The organism is Thermosyntropha tengcongensis (assembly GCF_055381335.1).
This window is the reverse complement of record NZ_AP042437.1, coordinates 2252501-2270082: the sequence shown is the minus strand read 5'-3', so window position 1 is coordinate 2270082 and position 17582 is coordinate 2252501. Positions and strand designations below refer to the sequence as shown.

Genomic DNA, 17582 nt, shown 5'->3' with positions numbered 1-17582 from the left:
TTCATGCATTATTTTTATTTGGTCTTTAATTGTGCCGCCTGTTCAACCTGTCTAAATCCGCTGGTTCCAGATGATGAATCCCATCTTGAGCTATAATCACATATACACCAGTTTGTCCTTGTTCTTGGGCTTCTTGGCAATACTGGCAGTTGCACTTTTCCCTCTCATATTGAGGCTCTTCATAAACCGTTATAACTCCTTCATAGTTGCGCAAAACCACCCTGTTTTTAGCGTAAGTAATCAGATACTGAGGCATGACAGGAATTTTGCCTCCCCCTCCGGGAGCGTCTACTACGAAAGTAGGTACCGCATATCCACTAGTATGCCCTCGGAGAGCTTCAATAATCTCAATACCTGTGGAAACAGTGGTACGGAAATGCTCAATCCCCTGAGACAAATCACACTGATATATATAGTAGGGGCGCACTCTGTTTTTAACCAATTCATGCATCAGCTTTTTCATAACATTCGGACAATCATTTATGCCCCTTAAAAGAACCGTTTGATTACCGAGGGGTATCCCCGCATCAGCTAAGAGAGCCAAGGCTTTCCTTGACTCGTCAGTAACCTCTTTTGGGTGATTAAAATGAGTATTTAACCAAATAGGATGATATTTTCTCAGCATATTTACCAATGAATTAGTTATCCGCTGCGGCAGTACTACCGGCATCCGCGTGCCTATGCGCACAATTTCCACATGAGGGATCTCTCTGAGCCTAGCAATTATCTCCTCCAACCTCTCATCACCAAGGGTAAGCGGGTCTCCACCCGAAATAAGAACATCTCGCACCTTTTTATTGCCTTTTATATAATCTATGCCAGCTTCAATCTGTTCCATAGGAGCTGCTTTATCTGTCTGTCCTGCCATCCTTCTTCTTGTACAATGCCGGCAGTACATCGAACACTGGTCAGTTACCAAAAACAGAACACGATCTGGATAACGGTGAGTAAGCCCTTTTACTGGCGAATCTATATCTTCATGTAAGGGATCCAAAAGATCACTAGGAGCAATCCTCAGCTCCAAAGAAGTTGGAACTGCTTGTCTTCTTACTGGACAATTTGGATCATCCGGATCCATGAGGGCAGCATAATAAGGAGTAATAGACATGCGAAATACCTTAAGACACTCCCTTACTCCCTCTTCTTCTTCTGGAGTTAAGTTTATAACCTGCTTCAACTCCTCAAGTGTCGTTATACAGTTTCTAAGCTGCCAGTGCCAATCACCCCATTCCTCTTCAGAAACACCTTTAAAAAGAGGAACCTCATAATAGGGCCTTCGATAAAAACCATTTTTTTCTCTGGTAATAATAACCATCAGCTCCTCCCAATAAATCTCTGACCTACTTTTTAGCAAAATGCGTGCCATATCTCAAAAGCCATTAAAATCGCTAATATTGTCTAATAACCGATTCTTATTTTGCTTGAATTTTGTCTTGTCCGCTTAAATTTAAGCATAACCACACATATAATTACTTGTTCGACATGGTCTTATTATGTTTAGATGCCCAAAAATCGCATTTCTTTTTGGTATAAAATTATAAAATATTGAATCTTCTAAACATTGACAAAATCTGATTTAAACATTTATTATCAAAATACCGATGCCTAAATGTCCTTCATATAAAACCGAAAAGGGGATCAGGATATGAAAGAAAAAATAAAAGATTTCCTACTGCTCAACTTAGGCGCTTTATTAGATGCCTTGGGCTTTTACTTTTTCTTAGCCCCTAATCATATAGCTGCTGGGGGGATAAACGGCCTCTCGCTCGTTATAAACAAATTTATCCCTTCCCTGCCTTTAGGAAGTATAATCCTTTTCTTGAGCATAACCCTGCTCATACTCGGATTCTTAACCATAGGCCCTGTGTATGGCTTTAAAACTGTATACTGCAGCATACTAATCCCGAGCATTATACTAGTATTAGAAAAGATATATCCTTTATCTTCACCCCTGCTTAACGACCTTTTAATCCAGCTCTTTTTCGGGGTAATGATATCCAGTATAGGCATAGCCATACTCTTTAACCAGAATGCTTCCAGCGGCGGGACCGACATAATAGCACGCATAATATACCAATTCTATCATCTTGATATAGGCAAAGGCGTACTTTTAGTAGATTTTATAATCACCATCATAGCCACCAGTGTATTCGGTCTTCAAAAAGGGCTTTATGCCCTCTTAGGGGTTATACTGTATGGTTTCTTTATAGACTATGTCGTAGAGGGCATAACTATAAGCAAACAAGTGCTAATAATAACATCTCAAAGCGAAAAAATTAAATATTTTATAACCCAGGACCTAAGAAGAGGAGCTACTATATATAAAGCGGAAGGAGCCTTTACTGGTGAAACAAGAGAGGTGATAATGACTATTTTAAAACGGCAAGAATTTGTAAGACTGCGCAATTTCATAAAAAAAGCCGATCCTAATGCTTTTATAGCCGTTCAAAACATCCATGAAGTATTGGGAGAAGGTTTCAAGCCATTATAATATAAAAATTTATCTTTTATAAGCCAAAAAACTTTTGGTAATAAAAAAAGCCCGCTTCCAAAAAATTCATCTTGAAAGCGGGCTTCTTCTATTTTTCTCAAACAACCAAAAATTTAAAATGCCGAACTCTCACCTTTCATCCGATCCATAAGATTGTTCAAATCACTTCTCATCCTGGATAAAGGCTTGCCTTTTACCATATCATCCGCTGCATTAGAAATTCTTTTTACTAACTCCGGATCACTGGTAACATATACCCTTGATATTCTATTATCTGCCGCTAAAAGCTTGTTGGCAACTTTAGTTTTCAGCCGTTCCATTTCTGCTGTATTGTTAATCATACTCCGGTCAACATCTAAACCTACCATAACCACTATTCCTCTAACATACGTCCCATCCGGTCCGGTAACGGTTCTTCCCCCAGGGGTAGTGGCAGTATTGGTCATGCCGTTAAACCGATCATTATTAATAGTAGTAACACCTGTCCGTACCCGGTTAGTAGAAGGAGTAGTAGCCGTTCCCTCTGTTACCACCACCGTTGCTTTCTGGACTCCACTCACATTATCAGCCATTTTGGCCAGCTTCTTGGCCAGCGCTTTAGCTTCCGCATCCGTTAAATTAGCAGCAGGAGCAGTACTTAAATTTTGGCTCCTGGGAACGGTTCCCTGATTGCTCTGCGGACTCATGGGCTTTTTAGCAGTTGTCTGACAGCCAGCAACAGAAATTATGGAGAATAGCAGTAAACTTAAAATTACCAGCCAATTTTTCCTTATCCTAATCACCTCCTTTGCTTATTTTAAGTTTGCCGCATTTTTTCATTTTAAATCATGGCAAAAAATAACAAAAGCAGTAAAGCTTTGCGCTCTACTGCTTTTGTGCCCTGCTTTTTCTTTTTTTAATCAAGAATATATACCTTTACTGTACGCCTTCCCCAATTTAAACACTGTTCCCTGGTTTCCATAAATATATCCAGCTCGTTTCCCCTGACAGCTCCACCTGTATCGGCTGCTACCGCATAACCATAGCCTTCAACATAAAGCCTGGTTCCTAAAGGTATTACTGACGGATCAACGGCTACCATTCCTACCTCCGGATATTTTCCGGTAGCTGTCCGCCTTCCGGTATAAGTATAGGCGGAAGCTTGCATATAGCGGGCTTCCCTGAAATTAAGCCGCAAACTACCACGGGACACAGAAGTTATGGTTCCTAATGCCACTATTTTATTCTGGGGAGGGACAAGCGTTTTGCTCTCTATAACTTCCCTTTTTACTTCCTGTCCGTTGTGATAAGTAATCCTCACTACATTAAGTGCCAGCCCTTCCTTACCCTGCGCCAGGGTTTTGGTAAGGCCTTTTTCCAGGGTGTTGTCGTAAGTCTTTTCCACTTCAAAAGGTATAGGCTCTTTCAGCTCAACCTCCTTTTCCGTTACCCTTATAACCTCAATCTCCTGTCCCGGTACTGTATACTGGGTAGGATTAGTTTTTACTATGTCTTTTGCTCCCAGCTCTACTCCAGCTAGTTCTATGGCCTGGCTTATAGTAACAGGTGTAGTTATTATCTCTTTTCTTTCTCCATCTGCTATTACAACTACTTTAAAAGCTCTGGTTACTACGATTCTGGTATTTTTCTTGACCCGGGTATCCAGATCCGGCTCCACCTTATCTTTTTCGCCTAAAACTATTCCCTTCTTCTGCAGAACATCTCCTACGGTACCTGAGAAAAATACACAGGTCTTTATTACCTTCCCATCAACTTCAACAGTAACCGGTTTTTGCAGGGCAAAGAACAGACTTACCATCAAAAGCAAACTGCCTAAAACTGCAGCTGCCAGGTAAGTGCTCTTCTTAGACCATACAATACCCATTTCTCTCCTCCTTTTTTTAGGAACCAGGGAATGATTCCTTCGTTTCATTTTAGACAAAAACAGGTCTAAAAGTCAAATCTTATTCCATATAATTACTCGTATGCTTTTATTTTCCACAGGGTGCATCCCTTTCTTTAAATTATTATCCTTATAAACTTATTTTATTCCTGGAAATAAAAATAAATTGTCTAAAAAAATTTTTTTAATAAAAAAGAAAGAGTGCTTTTTACACACTCTTTCCCTTATCATTTCAGATTAAACACTTTTTCGGCATTCAGGCTCGTAATATAAGCTATCTCTTCTTCGCTTTTTTTTCTTATTTCCGCAATCCTGCGCGCTACATAACCTACATAAGACGGCTCATTGCGTTTTCCCCGCAGCGGCTCAGGAGCCAGATAAGGACAGTCAGTTTCAACAAGTATGCGCTCCAGGGGAATATTGGCTGCCACTTCCTGGGTTTTGCGGGCATTACCAAAAGTTACCGGCCCGGCAAAAGATATATAAAACCCTTCTTTCATAAGTTCAATAGCCATAGGCAGATGACCGGAATAACAGTGCATTATCCCGCCGTTTTCCCCGGCCTTTTCTTTTTTTATTATATCCAGCACATCCTGATGGGCATCCCGATCATGTATAACCACAGGCTTTCCGAGCTCCCTGGCCAGCTTTATCTGCGCCATGAAAGCTTCTTTCTGCTTTTCTTTAGGGGACAGGTTGCGGTAGTAGTCAAGGCCTGTTTCTCCTACCGCAACCACTTTTTCTTCCCTGGCCAGCTTATAAAGCTTATCAAGCATCTCTTCGTCCAGTTCCTTGGCATCATGGGGATGTACCCCCACCACAGCATATATTCCTTCATATTTGCTGGCTAAGGCAACAGCTTCCACAGAACTCTGATAATCATAGCCGATACATATTATCTTTTCTACTCCCGCCTCTTTTGCCCTCTTTAATACTTCCTCCAGGTCATTTTTAAATGCTTTATCCTGCAGATGAGCATGCGTATCTATAAGCATAACGATTTCCCCTTTATCTTACCTGTGTTCCAGAAGGTACTTTGCTTACCGTCAAAACTTCCAGAAGATTTTCTTCTTTATCAGAAGCAGCCAAAATCATGCCTTCCGACAAAACCCCGCGCAGTTTAGTCGGTTTAAGGTTAGCAACCAGTATAACCTTTTTGCCTACCAGCTCCTCCGGCTGATAATACTGGGCAATCCCTGAAACTACAGTCCTTTCTTCTTCCCCTACTCTAACCTTCAGGATTAAAAGCTTATCGGCATTGGGCATTTTTTCACAGGCAACAACTTCCGCTACCCTCAGGTCAAGTTTGGCAAAATCATCAATAGTTATATACTGTTTTTCCTTGTTTTCTTCTTCTTTTACCTGTTCTCTTACCTGCTCTTCCTGCACCTTGTTGTCCTCCTTCAAGCTTTTTACATCAATCCTGGGGAAAAGGGCTCCCCCTTTCTTAACCCTGCTTCCTGCCTTCGTAAGCCCAAATACGCCAGCATCTTCCCATTTAAGATTTAAAGGATCAGCAAAAACCGCAATCTGCTCATTTACTCTGGCAGGCAGGGTAGGCATGGCCGGAGCCAGCATTATAACCGATGCCCTGATGACCTCAGCCAGATTATATAACACAGTGGCCAGCCGCCCTTTTTTGCTCTCATCTTTTCCCAAAACCCAGGGTTCGGTCTCATCGATATATTTGTTAGCCCTGGCTACCAGTCTCATAACCGCCATAATGTAGCCGGCAAAATCAAGTTTCTCCAGTTTGGCAGTTGCTTCAGCATAAGCCTCCTCAAATACACCTATCAAATCACTGTCTACATCCTCTTTATCCAGAGGAGGCGGAACCTCTCCGGCAAAATATTTGTCAATCATAGCCGCGGTACGGCTTATAAGGTTCCCCAGGTCGTTGGCCAGATCACTGTTTATGCGATTTATAAGCATTTCTTCGGAATAGACTCCATCCTGCCCAAAATTAAGCTCTTTTAAAAGGTAATAACGGACTGCATCTACGCCATATTTTTCAACCAGAATCAGAGGATCAACTACATTTCCTTTGGATTTAGACATTTTGCCCCCTTCCAGCATAATCCAGCCGTGGGCAAAAACTTTTTTAGGAAGCGGCAAATCCATGGCCATAAGCATAGTAGGCCAGATAATCGCGTGAAAGCGCAGTATATCCTTGGCCATAAGGTGTACATCTGCTGGCCAGTAGCGGTTAAATTTCTCCGGATCCTCTGCATATCCTATGCCGCTCAAATAATTTATCAGGGCATCAAACCACACATAAATTACATGGTCTTCCTTAAAAGGAACCGGAATCCCCCACTTGAAGGTTGTACGGGAAACACATAAATCCTCCAGTCCGCCTTTTATGAAGTTTATAACTTCATTGCGCCTGGATTCCGGCTGAATAAAATCAGGATTATTGTATATATGTTCCAGCAGCCTGTCTGCATATTTGGACATGCGGAAAAAGTAGCTTTCTTCTTTCAGCAGTTCTACTTCTCTTCCACAGTCAGGACATTTGCCATCTACCAGCTGCCTTTCCGTAAAAAAGGTTTCACAGGGGGTACAGTACCATCCTTCATACTGGGATATATAAATATCCCCTTTATCATAAACCTTTTTAAAAAGCTCCTGCACTACCTTTTCATGCCTGGGCTCGGTCGTGCGTATAAAATCATCATTGGAAATAAGCATTACCTTCCATAAATGTTTTATATTTTCGACAATCCGGTCTACATGTTCTTTAGGCTCCAGGCCTCTGGAGCGGGCAATTCTTTCAATCTTCTGTCCGTGTTCATCAGTTCCCGTAAGGTAAAATACATCATATCCGGACATCCTTTTAAAACGGGCCACACAATCAGCAGCTACCGTAGAATAAGCATGGCCGATATGTAAATTGTCACTCGGATAATAAATAGGAGTAGTTATATAAAAAGTACCCTTTTTATCCACAAATTTCCCTCCTATAACCTTTATTCCGTTTCTAATCCTCTGGCAAAACAATAAAAACCTACCATTTATATACTAAGCCAAAAATACTCATTTTACAAATAATTTTCCTTATTCAACAGGTAATTTGGGGGAACCCTCTGTAAAATCATGGCTTTTTTTAGATTATTCCCCAGAAAATAGAGAACAAAAATTGTCAAAAAAATTTTTTCCTGTCCATTTATGTTGAAAAATACCTTGACTTTTTCTGCCATTGCTGGTACACTTTGTTGTGAAAACTAGTATAAAACGACAGGGGGTTTACAAGTATCATGATGAAATCAACGGGCGTTGTAAGAAAAGTGGACGAGCTGGGACGCATTGTCATTCCTATCGAACTGAGGCGCACCATGGGCATTGAAGAAAAAGACGCCCTGGAAATCTATGTCGACAGCGACAAGATTATCCTCAGAAAATATGAACCGGCCTGCATCTTCTGCGGCAATGCTGAAGAAGTAATCAACTATAAAGGCAAAAACCTGTGCCGCAGCTGCCTTACCGAACTCAGCAAACAGGTGGGATAAAACAGTACATAACTTATTCTTCATATTCTTCCAGAAAGGACTTATAAAGTACGGATTTTTTTATTTTGTACTCCCGGGCCTTCATCTTGAGGGCCTCTTTTTTATCTATCCCTCCCTTGATAAGCTGCTTAACCTCTTCTAAAACCTGTTTTATATCCCCTTCCTTTTCTTCCCTGTTCCCTTCCACTATCAGAGTAAACTCCCCTTTAGGAGGGATTTCAGCAAAATACCCGGCTATTTCTCCCAGCTTTCCCCTTTTTACCTCTTCATAGACCTTGGTAATTTCCCGGGCAACTGCTATTTTCCTGTTTTCTCCCAGTATTTTGGCCATAGACTGCAGGGTCTTTGCCAAACGGTGCGGGGATTCATAAAAAACCAGGGTCCTTTTTTCTTCTTTTAATTCCTGCAGTATTTCTTCGCGAGCTCCCTCTTTGGAAGGCAAAAAACCGATAAACACAAAAGAAGAAGTGTCCATTCCCGATAAGGCAAGAGCTGCAATAGCGGCACTGGGACCCGGAATAACCTCCAGGGGGATATTTTCCTCAATAGCCCTTTTTATCAAGCCTTCTCCCGGATCAGATATTCCTGGCATGCCGGCATCAGAAACTAGAGCAATGGTTTTTCCTTCCAAAAGCAGTTTTAAAATATAGTCTTCCCTTTCCCGGCTGGAATGCTCGTGATAGCTTATGAGCGGCTTTTTTATCTTATAGCGGGACAAAAGCCTTATTGTATGGCGCGTGTCTTCACAGGCAATAAGGTCTACCCTGCGCAAAGTCTTCAAAAGCCTTATGCTCACATCTTCCAGATTACCTATTGGTGTGCCACATATAAACAATTTCCCCATATTATCTCCCATATATCTCCTTTAACTCCTGGCAGTAATCTCCATGGTCTTCATAAATAATAAGAGGCGGCAATATCTTGAGGTTAGGAGGTTTATTTTTAATCCCTTCTACCAGAACCAGTTTGGCCGTCTGGTCCTTTCTGGAATGTACCCACCTTACCCGGCTAATCCCTATATTATTCTTTTCCAGAAGCTTAAAGCCTTCTAAAAAACGATCTGCTCGCTGTATAAAAGCAAACTTTCCCCGGGAAGGCAAGAGATAATAAGCAGCCTTAACAATATATGCAAAATCAACTTCCAGTTCATGTCTGGCTACTGCTTCCTCCCGGTTCTGGCTTACCCACCCCTCATTCTTTCTCCAGAAAGGAGGGTTGCATACTACCAGTTCAGCTGATTCGGGAGGCAAAACATCCCCTATCTTTTTTATATCTCCATGTATTATCTGAATCCTTTCTTCCAGATGGTTAATCTGTATGCTTCTTTTAGCTCTATCTACCATGGATTCCTGGATTTCTACCCCTTTTATTATTATCCCCTTATCCCGCTGGCTTAATATAAGGGGGATAACGCCACTTCCACTCCCCAGGTCGACAACCGTTTTCACTCCTTCCAAAAGGCAAAAGTGGGCAATAAGGACAGCATCTATGGAAAAACGGTAGCCTTTTGTCGGCTGAACAATTTTTAAATTGCCAATAATCAAATCATCCAGAGTTTCATCTTCTTTTAAAAACAACCAGACTCCTCCTATTCTTTTTCCATAAACGCTATGCAAAAAAGGCACTCTCCCTGCCGCACCTGGCCAAAAGAGGCTGGACATACATGGTAGCCTTCTTTATAGAGCTTGCCCAGCTTTTCGTAGCTCTCTCCCTGTAAAAACAGATTTTCCGTCACTTCCGGCAGCCTGGCCTCTTCATATAAAGCCATGTTCTTTTCCAGATTAGCTATCCTCTCTTTCAGTTCCCCCACTTCCAGGATAAGTTCCCGGATTATCATCTTGAGCTCCTGGACACTCTTTTCCATTACGGTCCTCCTCAATTAACTTTTCACAATCTTCGCCTATATCGCATGCTTCCAGCAAATCACTGTCATCCTGCAGGTTGTCATCATAAAGTTCTGATTCATACTTAAGACAGCACATCAGCCGGCCACAACTGCCTGATATTTTGGTAGGGTTCAGGGAGAGATTTTGTTCTTTGGCCATGCGGATAGATACGGGTTGAAACTCGCCCAAAAAGGTATGACAGCATAAAACCCTGCCACAGGTTCCTATGCCTCCTACCATTTTGGCTTCATCCCTTACCCCTATCTGCCTCAATTCAATCCTGGTTTTAAAAATAGCTGCCAGGTCTTTTACCAGTTCCCTGAAATCGACCCGCCCCTCTGCCGTAAAATAAAATATTATCTTTCCCATATCAAATGTATATTCTACATCTATAAGGTGCATGGGAAGCCCATGTTCCTTAACCTTTTCCTTGCATATCTCCAGGGCATCCTTCTCCTTAGCCTTGTTGCTGAGGTATTTGGCCGTATCTTCTTTAGTAGCCTTGCGCAAAACCTTTTTAAGCGGCAAAACCAGTTTTTCTTCTTCTATATTCCTTTTTCCTATAACTACGGTACCGTATTCTATTCCCCTTATCGTTTCGACAATAACCGGGTCTCCTACCTCAACATCTATATCTTCACCATCAAAATAATATATCTTTCCTGCCGGTTTAAACCTTACGCCTACTACCCAAGGCATAAAACCAAAACCCCTTTCTTAAATCTCTTTATTTGGGGACAAAACTTATAAGGCCCTTTTAAAGCAAAGCATTTTTTATTGCATAACATACATTTATGTTAATCAGCAAGGAATTTACATTCCTCCGGTAATAGCCTTTAAGCAAGCCTATCTTGTCTATAGCTTGTCTCAATTTATCTTCATTTAACCTTTTGCTGAACCATACAGCTATATCCTTATTTTCCCTGGCCAGCAGCAATCCTTCTTCTCCCGTTTTATTATATATCAATATATCCCTTAAGATAGTTTCCAGCATACGGATCATAAGCTGGGGATTAGCCTCCATCCTTTCAGCAGCTTCCCATACCGCAGCTTCCCCTTCCAAAGCAAGCATCTTTATCAGGCTATAAGACAGCTGCCAGTTCCGGTTAAGCTCTTCTTCCACAAAATGCAGCGCATAGGCAGCACTTCCCTGCCCTAAATAGGCTGCCTCCTTGGCCTTTTCTTCACTTACTCCCTTCTTAAGCAGTATCCCTTCAATTACATAAGGAGGCAGAGAAGAAAACCTCACGACCTGGCAGCGGGATACTACCGTTTCCAAAAGGGTATTTTCATCGGCTACCAGGATTATCAGCGCATAAAAAGGCGGTTCCTCCAGGGTTTTTAAAAGCGCATTGGCTCCTTCCATACTTAAAAGATGGGCATCTCTTATTATCGCTATGCGGTGTTTGGCACGATAAGGTTTTAAAGCCAGCCAGGGCTCCAAATCCTTTACTATTTTATCCCTGCCTATTAAAGACTTGTTTTCCTCTTTTTCAATAATCAAAAGATCAGGATGCATGCCTTCCCGCAAATATACCAAAGCCGCCTCATCTTCCTCAGCTAACAAAGAATAAGCCCACATCCTGGCCGTCAACATCTTGCCTACCCCTTCCGGCCCTGTAAAGAGGTAGGCATGGCTTATATGGCCTCCCTCGGCTGCCTTTTTCAGCATATTTAAAACCTTATCCTGCCCTTTAACCTCTGAAAGAAACTGCATAGCCTGTTCACCTTTAATAAAAAATTTGCCATCTTAAAATTATATCATTAAATCTACCAGCATGCCCCGTATCTTATCCAGTTTATCCAGAATAACCACCGGTTCTGCCCTATTCAGCATAAATTCATTTATAAGCTCTTCTATCTCCCGGTCAATAGTTTCTACGGTAATCAAAATCGTACGTCCCCGCCGGCTTCTGCTTCTCTCCTGTTTTAAAATATAAGCCCTGGCTACAGCTTCTTTCAAAAATGATTTCACCAGCTTTTTGTAAAGCATAAGATCCTGCACATTTAAATGTTCCTTCAAACGGCGCGCCGTCTTATCAATCTGGTCTAAAATCTCCTGCATCTTGAAATTAAGTTCGCTTTCCCTTTTGGAAAGAAGCTCCTGTTCAAAGCTCGCGCTAGCTCCCCTTTCTATTCCCCTGGCCTCCGGGGAACGGGAAACATTAAATTTTAGCAAATCTTTCTTATCCCGATCTATCTTCAATTAAACCACTTCCCTTTAAAAAAAGGCCCACTTTCTCCAGCGCCTCATTTAAAACTTCTTCCAAGCTGCGCCCGGCATCGATAACTTTTATCCTTTCCGGCTCTTTTCTGGCCAGCTCCAAATATCCCTCGCGCACCCTTTTTTGAAACATGATCCCTTCCTTCTCCAAACGGTCAATCTCTCTTCCCTGCCTTCTCTTTACTCCTACTTCCGGATCAACATCCAGAAGGAGAGTCAAATCCGGTTTTAATCCCCCGGTACAAAGCTTATTAAGCATTTCCAGAAATCCCAAATCCAGCCCTCGCCCATAACCCTGATAAGCCAGGGTTGAATCGGTATAACGGTCAGCAACCACTATTTTCCCTTCATTCAAAGCTGGCCTTATCACTTCATCTACCAGCTGGCTGCGGGAAGAAGCGTATAGAAAAGCCTCCGTACGCGGAGTAATGCTGCTGTTTTTAAAATCAAGGAGTATCTCCCGGATCTTTTCAGAAATAACCGTTCCTCCCGGTTCCCTTACGCTTACTGGATCATACGCTTTTAAAAAAGACAAAATACCCTCTTTGATGCTGGTTTTTCCACTGCCATCAATACCTTCAATACTTATAAAAACCCCCATCTTATTAGCTCCTCTTTAAATTTTTACATTTCAATTATATCAATAAAGCGAAGCTCCTGGTCCTTGATTCCTACCAATCTGGCCCCGCTCCCTTTAAGATACATAATATAATCATATACCTCATCATTTATAACTTCGCCCGGCAAAAGACAGGGAATACCAGGCGGATAGGCAGCTACCATTTCCCCAGCTATCAACCCTCTGCTCTCCTCAAGCCTTACCCTCCTTTTACCGGCAAAAAAAGCCTCCCGGGGAGTTAAAACCACTTCTGGCATCAGTACTGAAAAAGAAGGTACCTTCTTTCTCCTCCCATTATAATATTTTTCTGCTATAATAGCTAAGCTTTTATACAATTTTTCCCAGTCATTTCGGTCATGAAAAACCGACATCATAGCCAGCACCAGATAAGGCTGACTCATCTCCACCTGAATACCGTAATCCTTACGCAATATATAATCCAGCCTATAACCATCTATTTCTAAATCATCGCAAAAAACGGCTACTTTTAAAGGATCCCAGCCAGCAACCCCTTTAGCCTGCAAAAACTCGTCCCCGCACCGCAAGCCTTTTATCCCATTAATCTTTTTTTTATATTCCTCTGCCAGCCCTAAAGCCTTATCCAAAAGTTCATAGCCCTTTTCTTCCATAATTGCCCGCGCTATTTCGATGGAGGCCAATATAGGATAAGAAGGGCTGGTAGTAGTTAAAAGGGTATAGGACATAAATATTTTATCTTTATCTTTGAGCGAAGAAGAAAGATGCAGACACGCCCCCTGATTAAAAACAGGCAGAGTCTTGTGCATTCCATTTACTGCTGCATCTGCCCCTGAAGCAAGGGCAGAAGGGGGGTAAGAATCATGAAAACAAAAATGTCCGCCATGTGCCTCATCCACCGCCAAAAAAACATCATATCTTCGTGCCAGATGCGCCATAGCTGCTAAATCAGAAGCAGTCCCATAATAAGTAGGACTTGTAACAAAAATAACCCTGGCATCAGGGTTACCTTTAAGGGCCTCTTCTACATCCGCTTGTGAAACAGCCAAAGGCAAACCATATTTCCCATCAGTCTTATAAGGTATATATACTGGTGTGCAGCCGGAGAGCACCATAGCGCCAAAAAAAGATTTATGCAGGTGGCGATTGACTAAAACCTTATCACCTTCCGAAGTCAAACCCAAAAATAAAGCCTGAATACCTGAAGTAGCCCCGTTTACCAGAAAAAAGCTGGTATGTGCCCCATAGGCCCTGGCCAGCATTCGCCTGCTCTCTTCTATTATTCCGGAAGGCAAGTGCAGATTATCAAAGGGAGGCACTTCCGTAACATCAAAAAAACCCAGCTCTCTAAAAACAGGATGGTTAAAGCCCCTCCCTCCTGCATGTCCTGGCATATGAAGGCGCAGGCAGTCTTCGTCTATATATTTAAGCAGGGCAGAATAAATAGGAGTCTTACCTTGCAAAAAGGTCACCTCACCAACCAGGAGAACACTTTTTATAAAACTTTCTTTCTTATTCTAATGTTTATAAAATTCCCCAGCAAGTAAAAAAAGGGGATATCATCCCCTCACCAGCAAAACAAAATTTATCCACTTAACTGTTACCTCAAGATTTTTTTAATTTTTTCCTTAACTGCTTCATATTGAACAGAATCTATGCTCAGACTAACAATCTCCTCCTCGCACTTTTCACATATAAAAGCTTTCTTAAGCTTCAAACCCCCTCTAATCCCTGCCTCAGGCACCTTTTCACATATATAACAGCATGGCAGTATTTTACATTTTTCATTTTTCGGCAAAGGCAAAACCTGATACATATAAATTATACACTGAAACAGGGGACGGTTCTCTGTTTCACTAAAGTGAAACAGAGAACCGTCCCCTGTTTCAGACTGTTTCAGAAAAAAATAAATCCTGGCAACGACCTACTCTCCCACAGCTTCAGCTGCAGTACCATCGGCGCTGGAGGGCTTAACTTCCGTGTTCGGGATGGGTACGGGTGTTTCCCCTCCGCTATCGTCACCAGGAATTCTTCTTCCCTGAATCCCTCAAAACTGCAGATAGCGCTTCCTTCACCTCAAGGCTCCTAGGTCAAGACCTCGATCTATTAGTACCGGTCGGCTTAATACATCGCTGTACTTACACCCCCGGCCTATCTACCACCTAGACTCGATGGGATCTTACCTCCTTACCGGAGTGGGAGAACTCATCTTGGGGTTGGCTTCGCGCTTAGATGCTTTCAGCGCTTATCCATTCCAGACATAGCTACCCAGCTGTGCCCCTGGCGAGACAACTGGTACACCAGCGGTCTGTCCATCCCGGTCCTCTCGTACTAGGGACAGCTCCCCTCAATTCTCCTGCGCCTGCGATGGATAGGGACCGAACTGTCTCACGACGTTCTGAACCCAGCTCACGTACCACTTTAATGGGCGAACAGCCCAACCCTTGGGACCTTCTCCAGCCCCAGGATGTGATGAGCCGACATCGAGGTGCCAAACCTCCCCGTCGATGTGAACTCTTGGGGGAGATAAGCCTGTTATCCCCGGGGTAGCTTTTATCCGATGAGCGACGGCCCTTCCACTCGGTACCGCCGGATCACTAAGCCCGACTTTCGTCCCTGCTCGAAATGTCTCTCTCGCAGTCAAGCTCCCTTCTGCCTTTACACTCTTCGCGCGATTTCCATCCGCGCTGAGGGAACCTTTGGGCGCCTCCGTTACCCTTTAGGAGGCGACCGCCCCAGTCAAACTGCCCACCTGACACTGTCCCTGCACCAGCTTATGGTGCCAGGTTAGAACCCCAGTAATCCAAGAGTGGTATCCCACCAGCGGCTCCAGCAGACCTGGCGACCTGCTTTCTCTGCCTCCCACCTATCCTGTACATGGACTACCAAGATCCAATGTCAAGCTACAGTAAAGCTCCACGGGGTCTTTCTGTCCTATCGCAGGTAATCGGCATCTTCACCGATACTACAATTTCACCGAGCCCCTCGTCGAGACAGTGCCCAGATCGTTACGCCTTTCGTGCGGGTCTGAACTTACCAGACAAGGAATTTCGCTACCTTAGGACCGTTATAGTTACGGCCGCCGTTCACTGGGGCTTCGGTTCAGAGCTTCGCGTTTCCGCTAACCCTTCCCCTTAACCTTCCAGCACCGGGCAGGCGTCAGCCTCTATACTTCATCTTTCGATTTCGCAGAGACCTGTGTTTTTGGTAAACAGTCGCCTGGGCCTATTCTCTGCGGCTCTCTCACGCTCGCTAACGTCTGCTAGCTCACGCTACCAGAGCACCCCTTCTCCCGAAGTTACGGGGTCATTTTGCCGAGTTCCTTAACGAGGGTTCTCTCGCGCGCCTTAGGATTCTCTCCTCGCCTACCTGTGTCGGTTTGCGGTACGGGCACCCTGCTTCTCGCTAGAGGCTTTTCTCGGCAGTATGGATTCAGTGACTTCGGTACTTCCTTTCCCTCCCCTTCACACCTCAGGATTTCGTGAGGCGGATTTGCCTACCTCACTCCCTACGTGCTTGGACGCACTCTTCCATCCGTGCGCTTCACCTATCCTCCTGCGTCACCCCTTCGCTCAAACGAAGCTCGGGTGGCACTGGAATCTCAACCAGTTGTCCATCCCCTACGCCCTTAGGCCTCGGGTTAGGTCCCGGCTTACCCTGGGCGGACGAGCCTTCCCCAGGAATCCTTAGGCTTTCGGCGGGCAGGATTCTCACCTGCCTTCTCGCTTACTCATGCCAGCATTCTCTCTTCCTGTAAGTCCACCACTCCTTTCGGTATGGCTTCTGCCCTACAGGAATGCTCCCCTACCAATTACCTTAAACCGGTAATTCCGTAGCTTCGGTACTATGCTTAGCCCCGTTATATTTTCGGCGCAGTGCCACTTGACCAGTGAGCTGTTACGCACTCTTTAAATGATGGCTGCTTCTAAGCCAACATCCTGGCTGTCTTCGTAGCACTACCTCCTTTCCCACTTAGCATAGATTTCGGGACCTTAGCTGACGGTCTGGGCTCTTTCCCTCTCGTCCATGAACCTTATCACCCATGGACTGACTGCCAGTCACCACCTTATGGTATTCGCAGTTTGGGAAGGTTCGGTAACCCGGTAAGGCCCCTAGCCTAACCAGTGCTCTACCCCCATAAGGCTCCTAACTGACGCTAGCCCTAAAGCTATTTCGGGGAGAACCAGCTATATCCGAGTTCGATTGGCATTTCACCCCTATCCACAGCTCATCCACGTACTTTTCAACGTACTCTGGTTCGGGCCTCCACGATGTGCTACCATCGCTTCACCCTGGCCATGGATAGATCACCCGGTTTCGGGTCTACGGCAACAAACTTAGCGCCCTCTTCAGACTCGCTTTCGCTCCGGCTCCGCCCTTCTCAGGCTTAACCTCGCTTGCTACCGTAACTCGCTGGCCCATTCTGCAAAAGGTACGCAGTCACACGCTCTCAATCGTGCTCCTACCGCTTGTAGGCATACGGTTTCAGGTACTATTTCACTCCCCTCCCGGGGTGCTTTTCACCTTTCCCTCACGGTACTCTCCACTATCGGTCGCCAGGTAGTATTTAGCCTTGGAGGGTGGTCCCCCCTGCTTCCCACCAGATTCCACGTGTCCAGTGGTACTCGGGATTGCCGCCTAACTGCTGCGCAAATTTCGGGTACGAGGCTTTCACTCCCTGTGGCCCAGCTTTCCAGCTGCGTTCCCCTATTCGCTCCGCAGTTACGTATAGTCTGCAACCTATACCCGCGACATCCCTCAACCCCTGTTAAGCAACGCTTGCAGGCTTCTGCACTTAACAGGTTTGGGCTCCTCCCCGTTCGCTCGCCGCTACTTGGGGAATCTCTCTTGATTTCTTCTCCTCCGGTTACTAAGATGTTTCAGTTCACCGGGTATCGCCCCTCATGCCCTATGTGTTCAGGCATGGGTGACAGAGGTTCTCCTCTGCCGGGTTCCCCCATTCGGACATCCACGGATCTACGCTCGCTTGCAGCT

The 17582-nt window shown here is 44.2% G+C and carries 16 protein-coding genes and 2 rRNA genes (1 of these 18 cut by a window edge); 2 read left to right on the top strand and 16 right to left on the bottom strand.

The window, feature by feature from the left end; all coding sequences use genetic code 11:
- Positions 1 to 25: 25 nt before the first annotated feature.
- Positions 26 to 1315 carry a lysine 2,3-aminomutase gene (gene kamA, locus ACZ42E_RS11100; protein ID WP_464892368.1) on the bottom strand — a complete coding sequence of 430 codons (1290 nt, stop codon included), beginning with the start codon at positions 1313 to 1315 and terminating at the stop codon, positions 26 to 28.
- Positions 1316 to 1645: 330 nt separating this feature from the next.
- Between kamA and ACZ42E_RS11095 the strand changes: the two genes are divergently transcribed.
- A complete protein-coding gene (locus ACZ42E_RS11095) occupies positions 1646 to 2491 on the top strand; it encodes a YitT family protein (RefSeq protein ID WP_464892367.1) in 846 nt (281 codons plus the stop codon).
- 113 nt (positions 2492 to 2604) lie between these two features.
- Here ACZ42E_RS11095 and ACZ42E_RS11090 read toward each other — a convergent pair whose 3' ends face one another.
- From ACZ42E_RS11090 to metG, 4 genes are all read right to left on the bottom strand, one after another.
- Positions 2605 to 3273, bottom strand: a complete 669-nt coding sequence (locus tag ACZ42E_RS11090; protein WP_464892366.1) for a YhcN/YlaJ family sporulation lipoprotein — start codon at positions 3271 to 3273, stop codon at positions 2605 to 2607.
- Between the two features lie 113 nt (positions 3274 to 3386).
- Positions 3387 to 4355, bottom strand: coding sequence for a 3D domain-containing protein (locus ACZ42E_RS11085; protein WP_464892365.1), 969 nt, complete (start codon positions 4353 to 4355; stop codon positions 3387 to 3389).
- A gap of 245 nt (positions 4356 to 4600) precedes the next feature.
- Positions 4601 to 5368 carry a TatD family hydrolase gene (locus tag ACZ42E_RS11080; protein ID WP_464892364.1) on the bottom strand — a complete coding sequence of 256 codons (768 nt, stop codon included), beginning with the start codon at positions 5366 to 5368 and terminating at the stop codon, positions 4601 to 4603.
- Positions 5369 to 5381: 13 nt separating this feature from the next.
- Positions 5382 to 7322 (bottom strand): methionine--tRNA ligase, encoded by a 1941-nt coding sequence (gene metG / locus ACZ42E_RS11075; RefSeq protein WP_464892363.1) that lies wholly within the window; start codon positions 7320 to 7322, stop codon positions 5382 to 5384.
- A gap of 311 nt (positions 7323 to 7633) precedes the next feature.
- On the opposite strand from metG, the gene ACZ42E_RS11070 reads away from it, so the two are divergent.
- Positions 7634 to 7882: an AbrB/MazE/SpoVT family DNA-binding domain-containing protein gene (locus ACZ42E_RS11070; protein WP_464893536.1), complete on the top strand. Its 249-nt coding sequence runs from the start codon at positions 7634 to 7636 to the stop codon at positions 7880 to 7882.
- Between the two features lie 13 nt (positions 7883 to 7895).
- On the opposite strand, the gene rsmI is transcribed toward ACZ42E_RS11070, so the two are convergent.
- The 11 genes from rsmI to ACZ42E_RS11015 all read right to left on the bottom strand — a co-directional run.
- Positions 7896 to 8726, bottom strand: coding sequence for a 16S rRNA (cytidine(1402)-2'-O)-methyltransferase (gene rsmI, locus ACZ42E_RS11065; protein ID WP_464892362.1), 831 nt, complete (start codon positions 8724 to 8726; stop codon positions 7896 to 7898).
- Position 8727: 1 nt separating this feature from the next.
- Entirely contained in the window at positions 8728 to 9459 is a 732-nt protein-coding gene (locus ACZ42E_RS11060; protein WP_464892361.1) for a tRNA1(Val) (adenine(37)-N6)-methyltransferase, read from the bottom strand.
- Positions 9460 to 9470: 11 nt separating this feature from the next.
- Positions 9471 to 9746 (bottom strand): initiation control protein YabA, encoded by a 276-nt coding sequence (locus ACZ42E_RS11055; RefSeq protein WP_464892360.1) that lies wholly within the window; start codon positions 9744 to 9746, stop codon positions 9471 to 9473.
- Positions 9664 to 10467 carry a PSP1 domain-containing protein gene (locus tag ACZ42E_RS11050; RefSeq protein ID WP_464892359.1) on the bottom strand — a complete coding sequence of 268 codons (804 nt, stop codon included), beginning with the start codon at positions 10465 to 10467 and terminating at the stop codon, positions 9664 to 9666. Before ACZ42E_RS11050 ends, ACZ42E_RS11055 begins: the two co-directional genes overlap by 83 nt.
- Positions 10468 to 10525: 58 nt before the next feature.
- Positions 10526 to 11485 (bottom strand): DNA polymerase III subunit, encoded by a 960-nt coding sequence (locus ACZ42E_RS11045; protein ID WP_464892358.1) that lies wholly within the window; start codon positions 11483 to 11485, stop codon positions 10526 to 10528.
- Positions 11486 to 11524: 39 nt separating this feature from the next.
- The gene (locus ACZ42E_RS11040; RefSeq protein ID WP_464892357.1) at positions 11525 to 11974 is read right to left on the bottom strand and encodes a YaaR family protein; all 450 of its coding nucleotides are present in this window, start codon (positions 11972 to 11974) and stop codon (positions 11525 to 11527) included.
- Positions 11955 to 12593 (bottom strand): dTMP kinase, encoded by a 639-nt coding sequence (gene tmk / locus ACZ42E_RS11035; protein WP_464892356.1) that lies wholly within the window; start codon positions 12591 to 12593, stop codon positions 11955 to 11957. Before tmk ends, ACZ42E_RS11040 begins: the two co-directional genes overlap by 20 nt.
- Positions 12594 to 12616: 23 nt before the next feature.
- Positions 12617 to 14050, bottom strand: a complete 1434-nt coding sequence (locus ACZ42E_RS11030; protein ID WP_464892355.1) for an aminotransferase class I/II-fold pyridoxal phosphate-dependent enzyme — start codon at positions 14048 to 14050, stop codon at positions 12617 to 12619.
- Positions 14051 to 14187: 137 nt separating this feature from the next.
- Positions 14188 to 14403, bottom strand: a complete 216-nt coding sequence (locus ACZ42E_RS11025; RefSeq protein WP_464892354.1) for a sigma factor G inhibitor Gin — start codon at positions 14401 to 14403, stop codon at positions 14188 to 14190.
- A gap of 95 nt (positions 14404 to 14498) precedes the next feature.
- A 5S ribosomal RNA gene (gene rrf, locus ACZ42E_RS11020) occupies positions 14499 to 14613 on the bottom strand.
- 60 nt (positions 14614 to 14673) lie between these two features.
- A 23S ribosomal RNA gene (locus ACZ42E_RS11015) occupies positions 14674 to 17582 on the bottom strand (it continues 83 nt past the right edge of the window).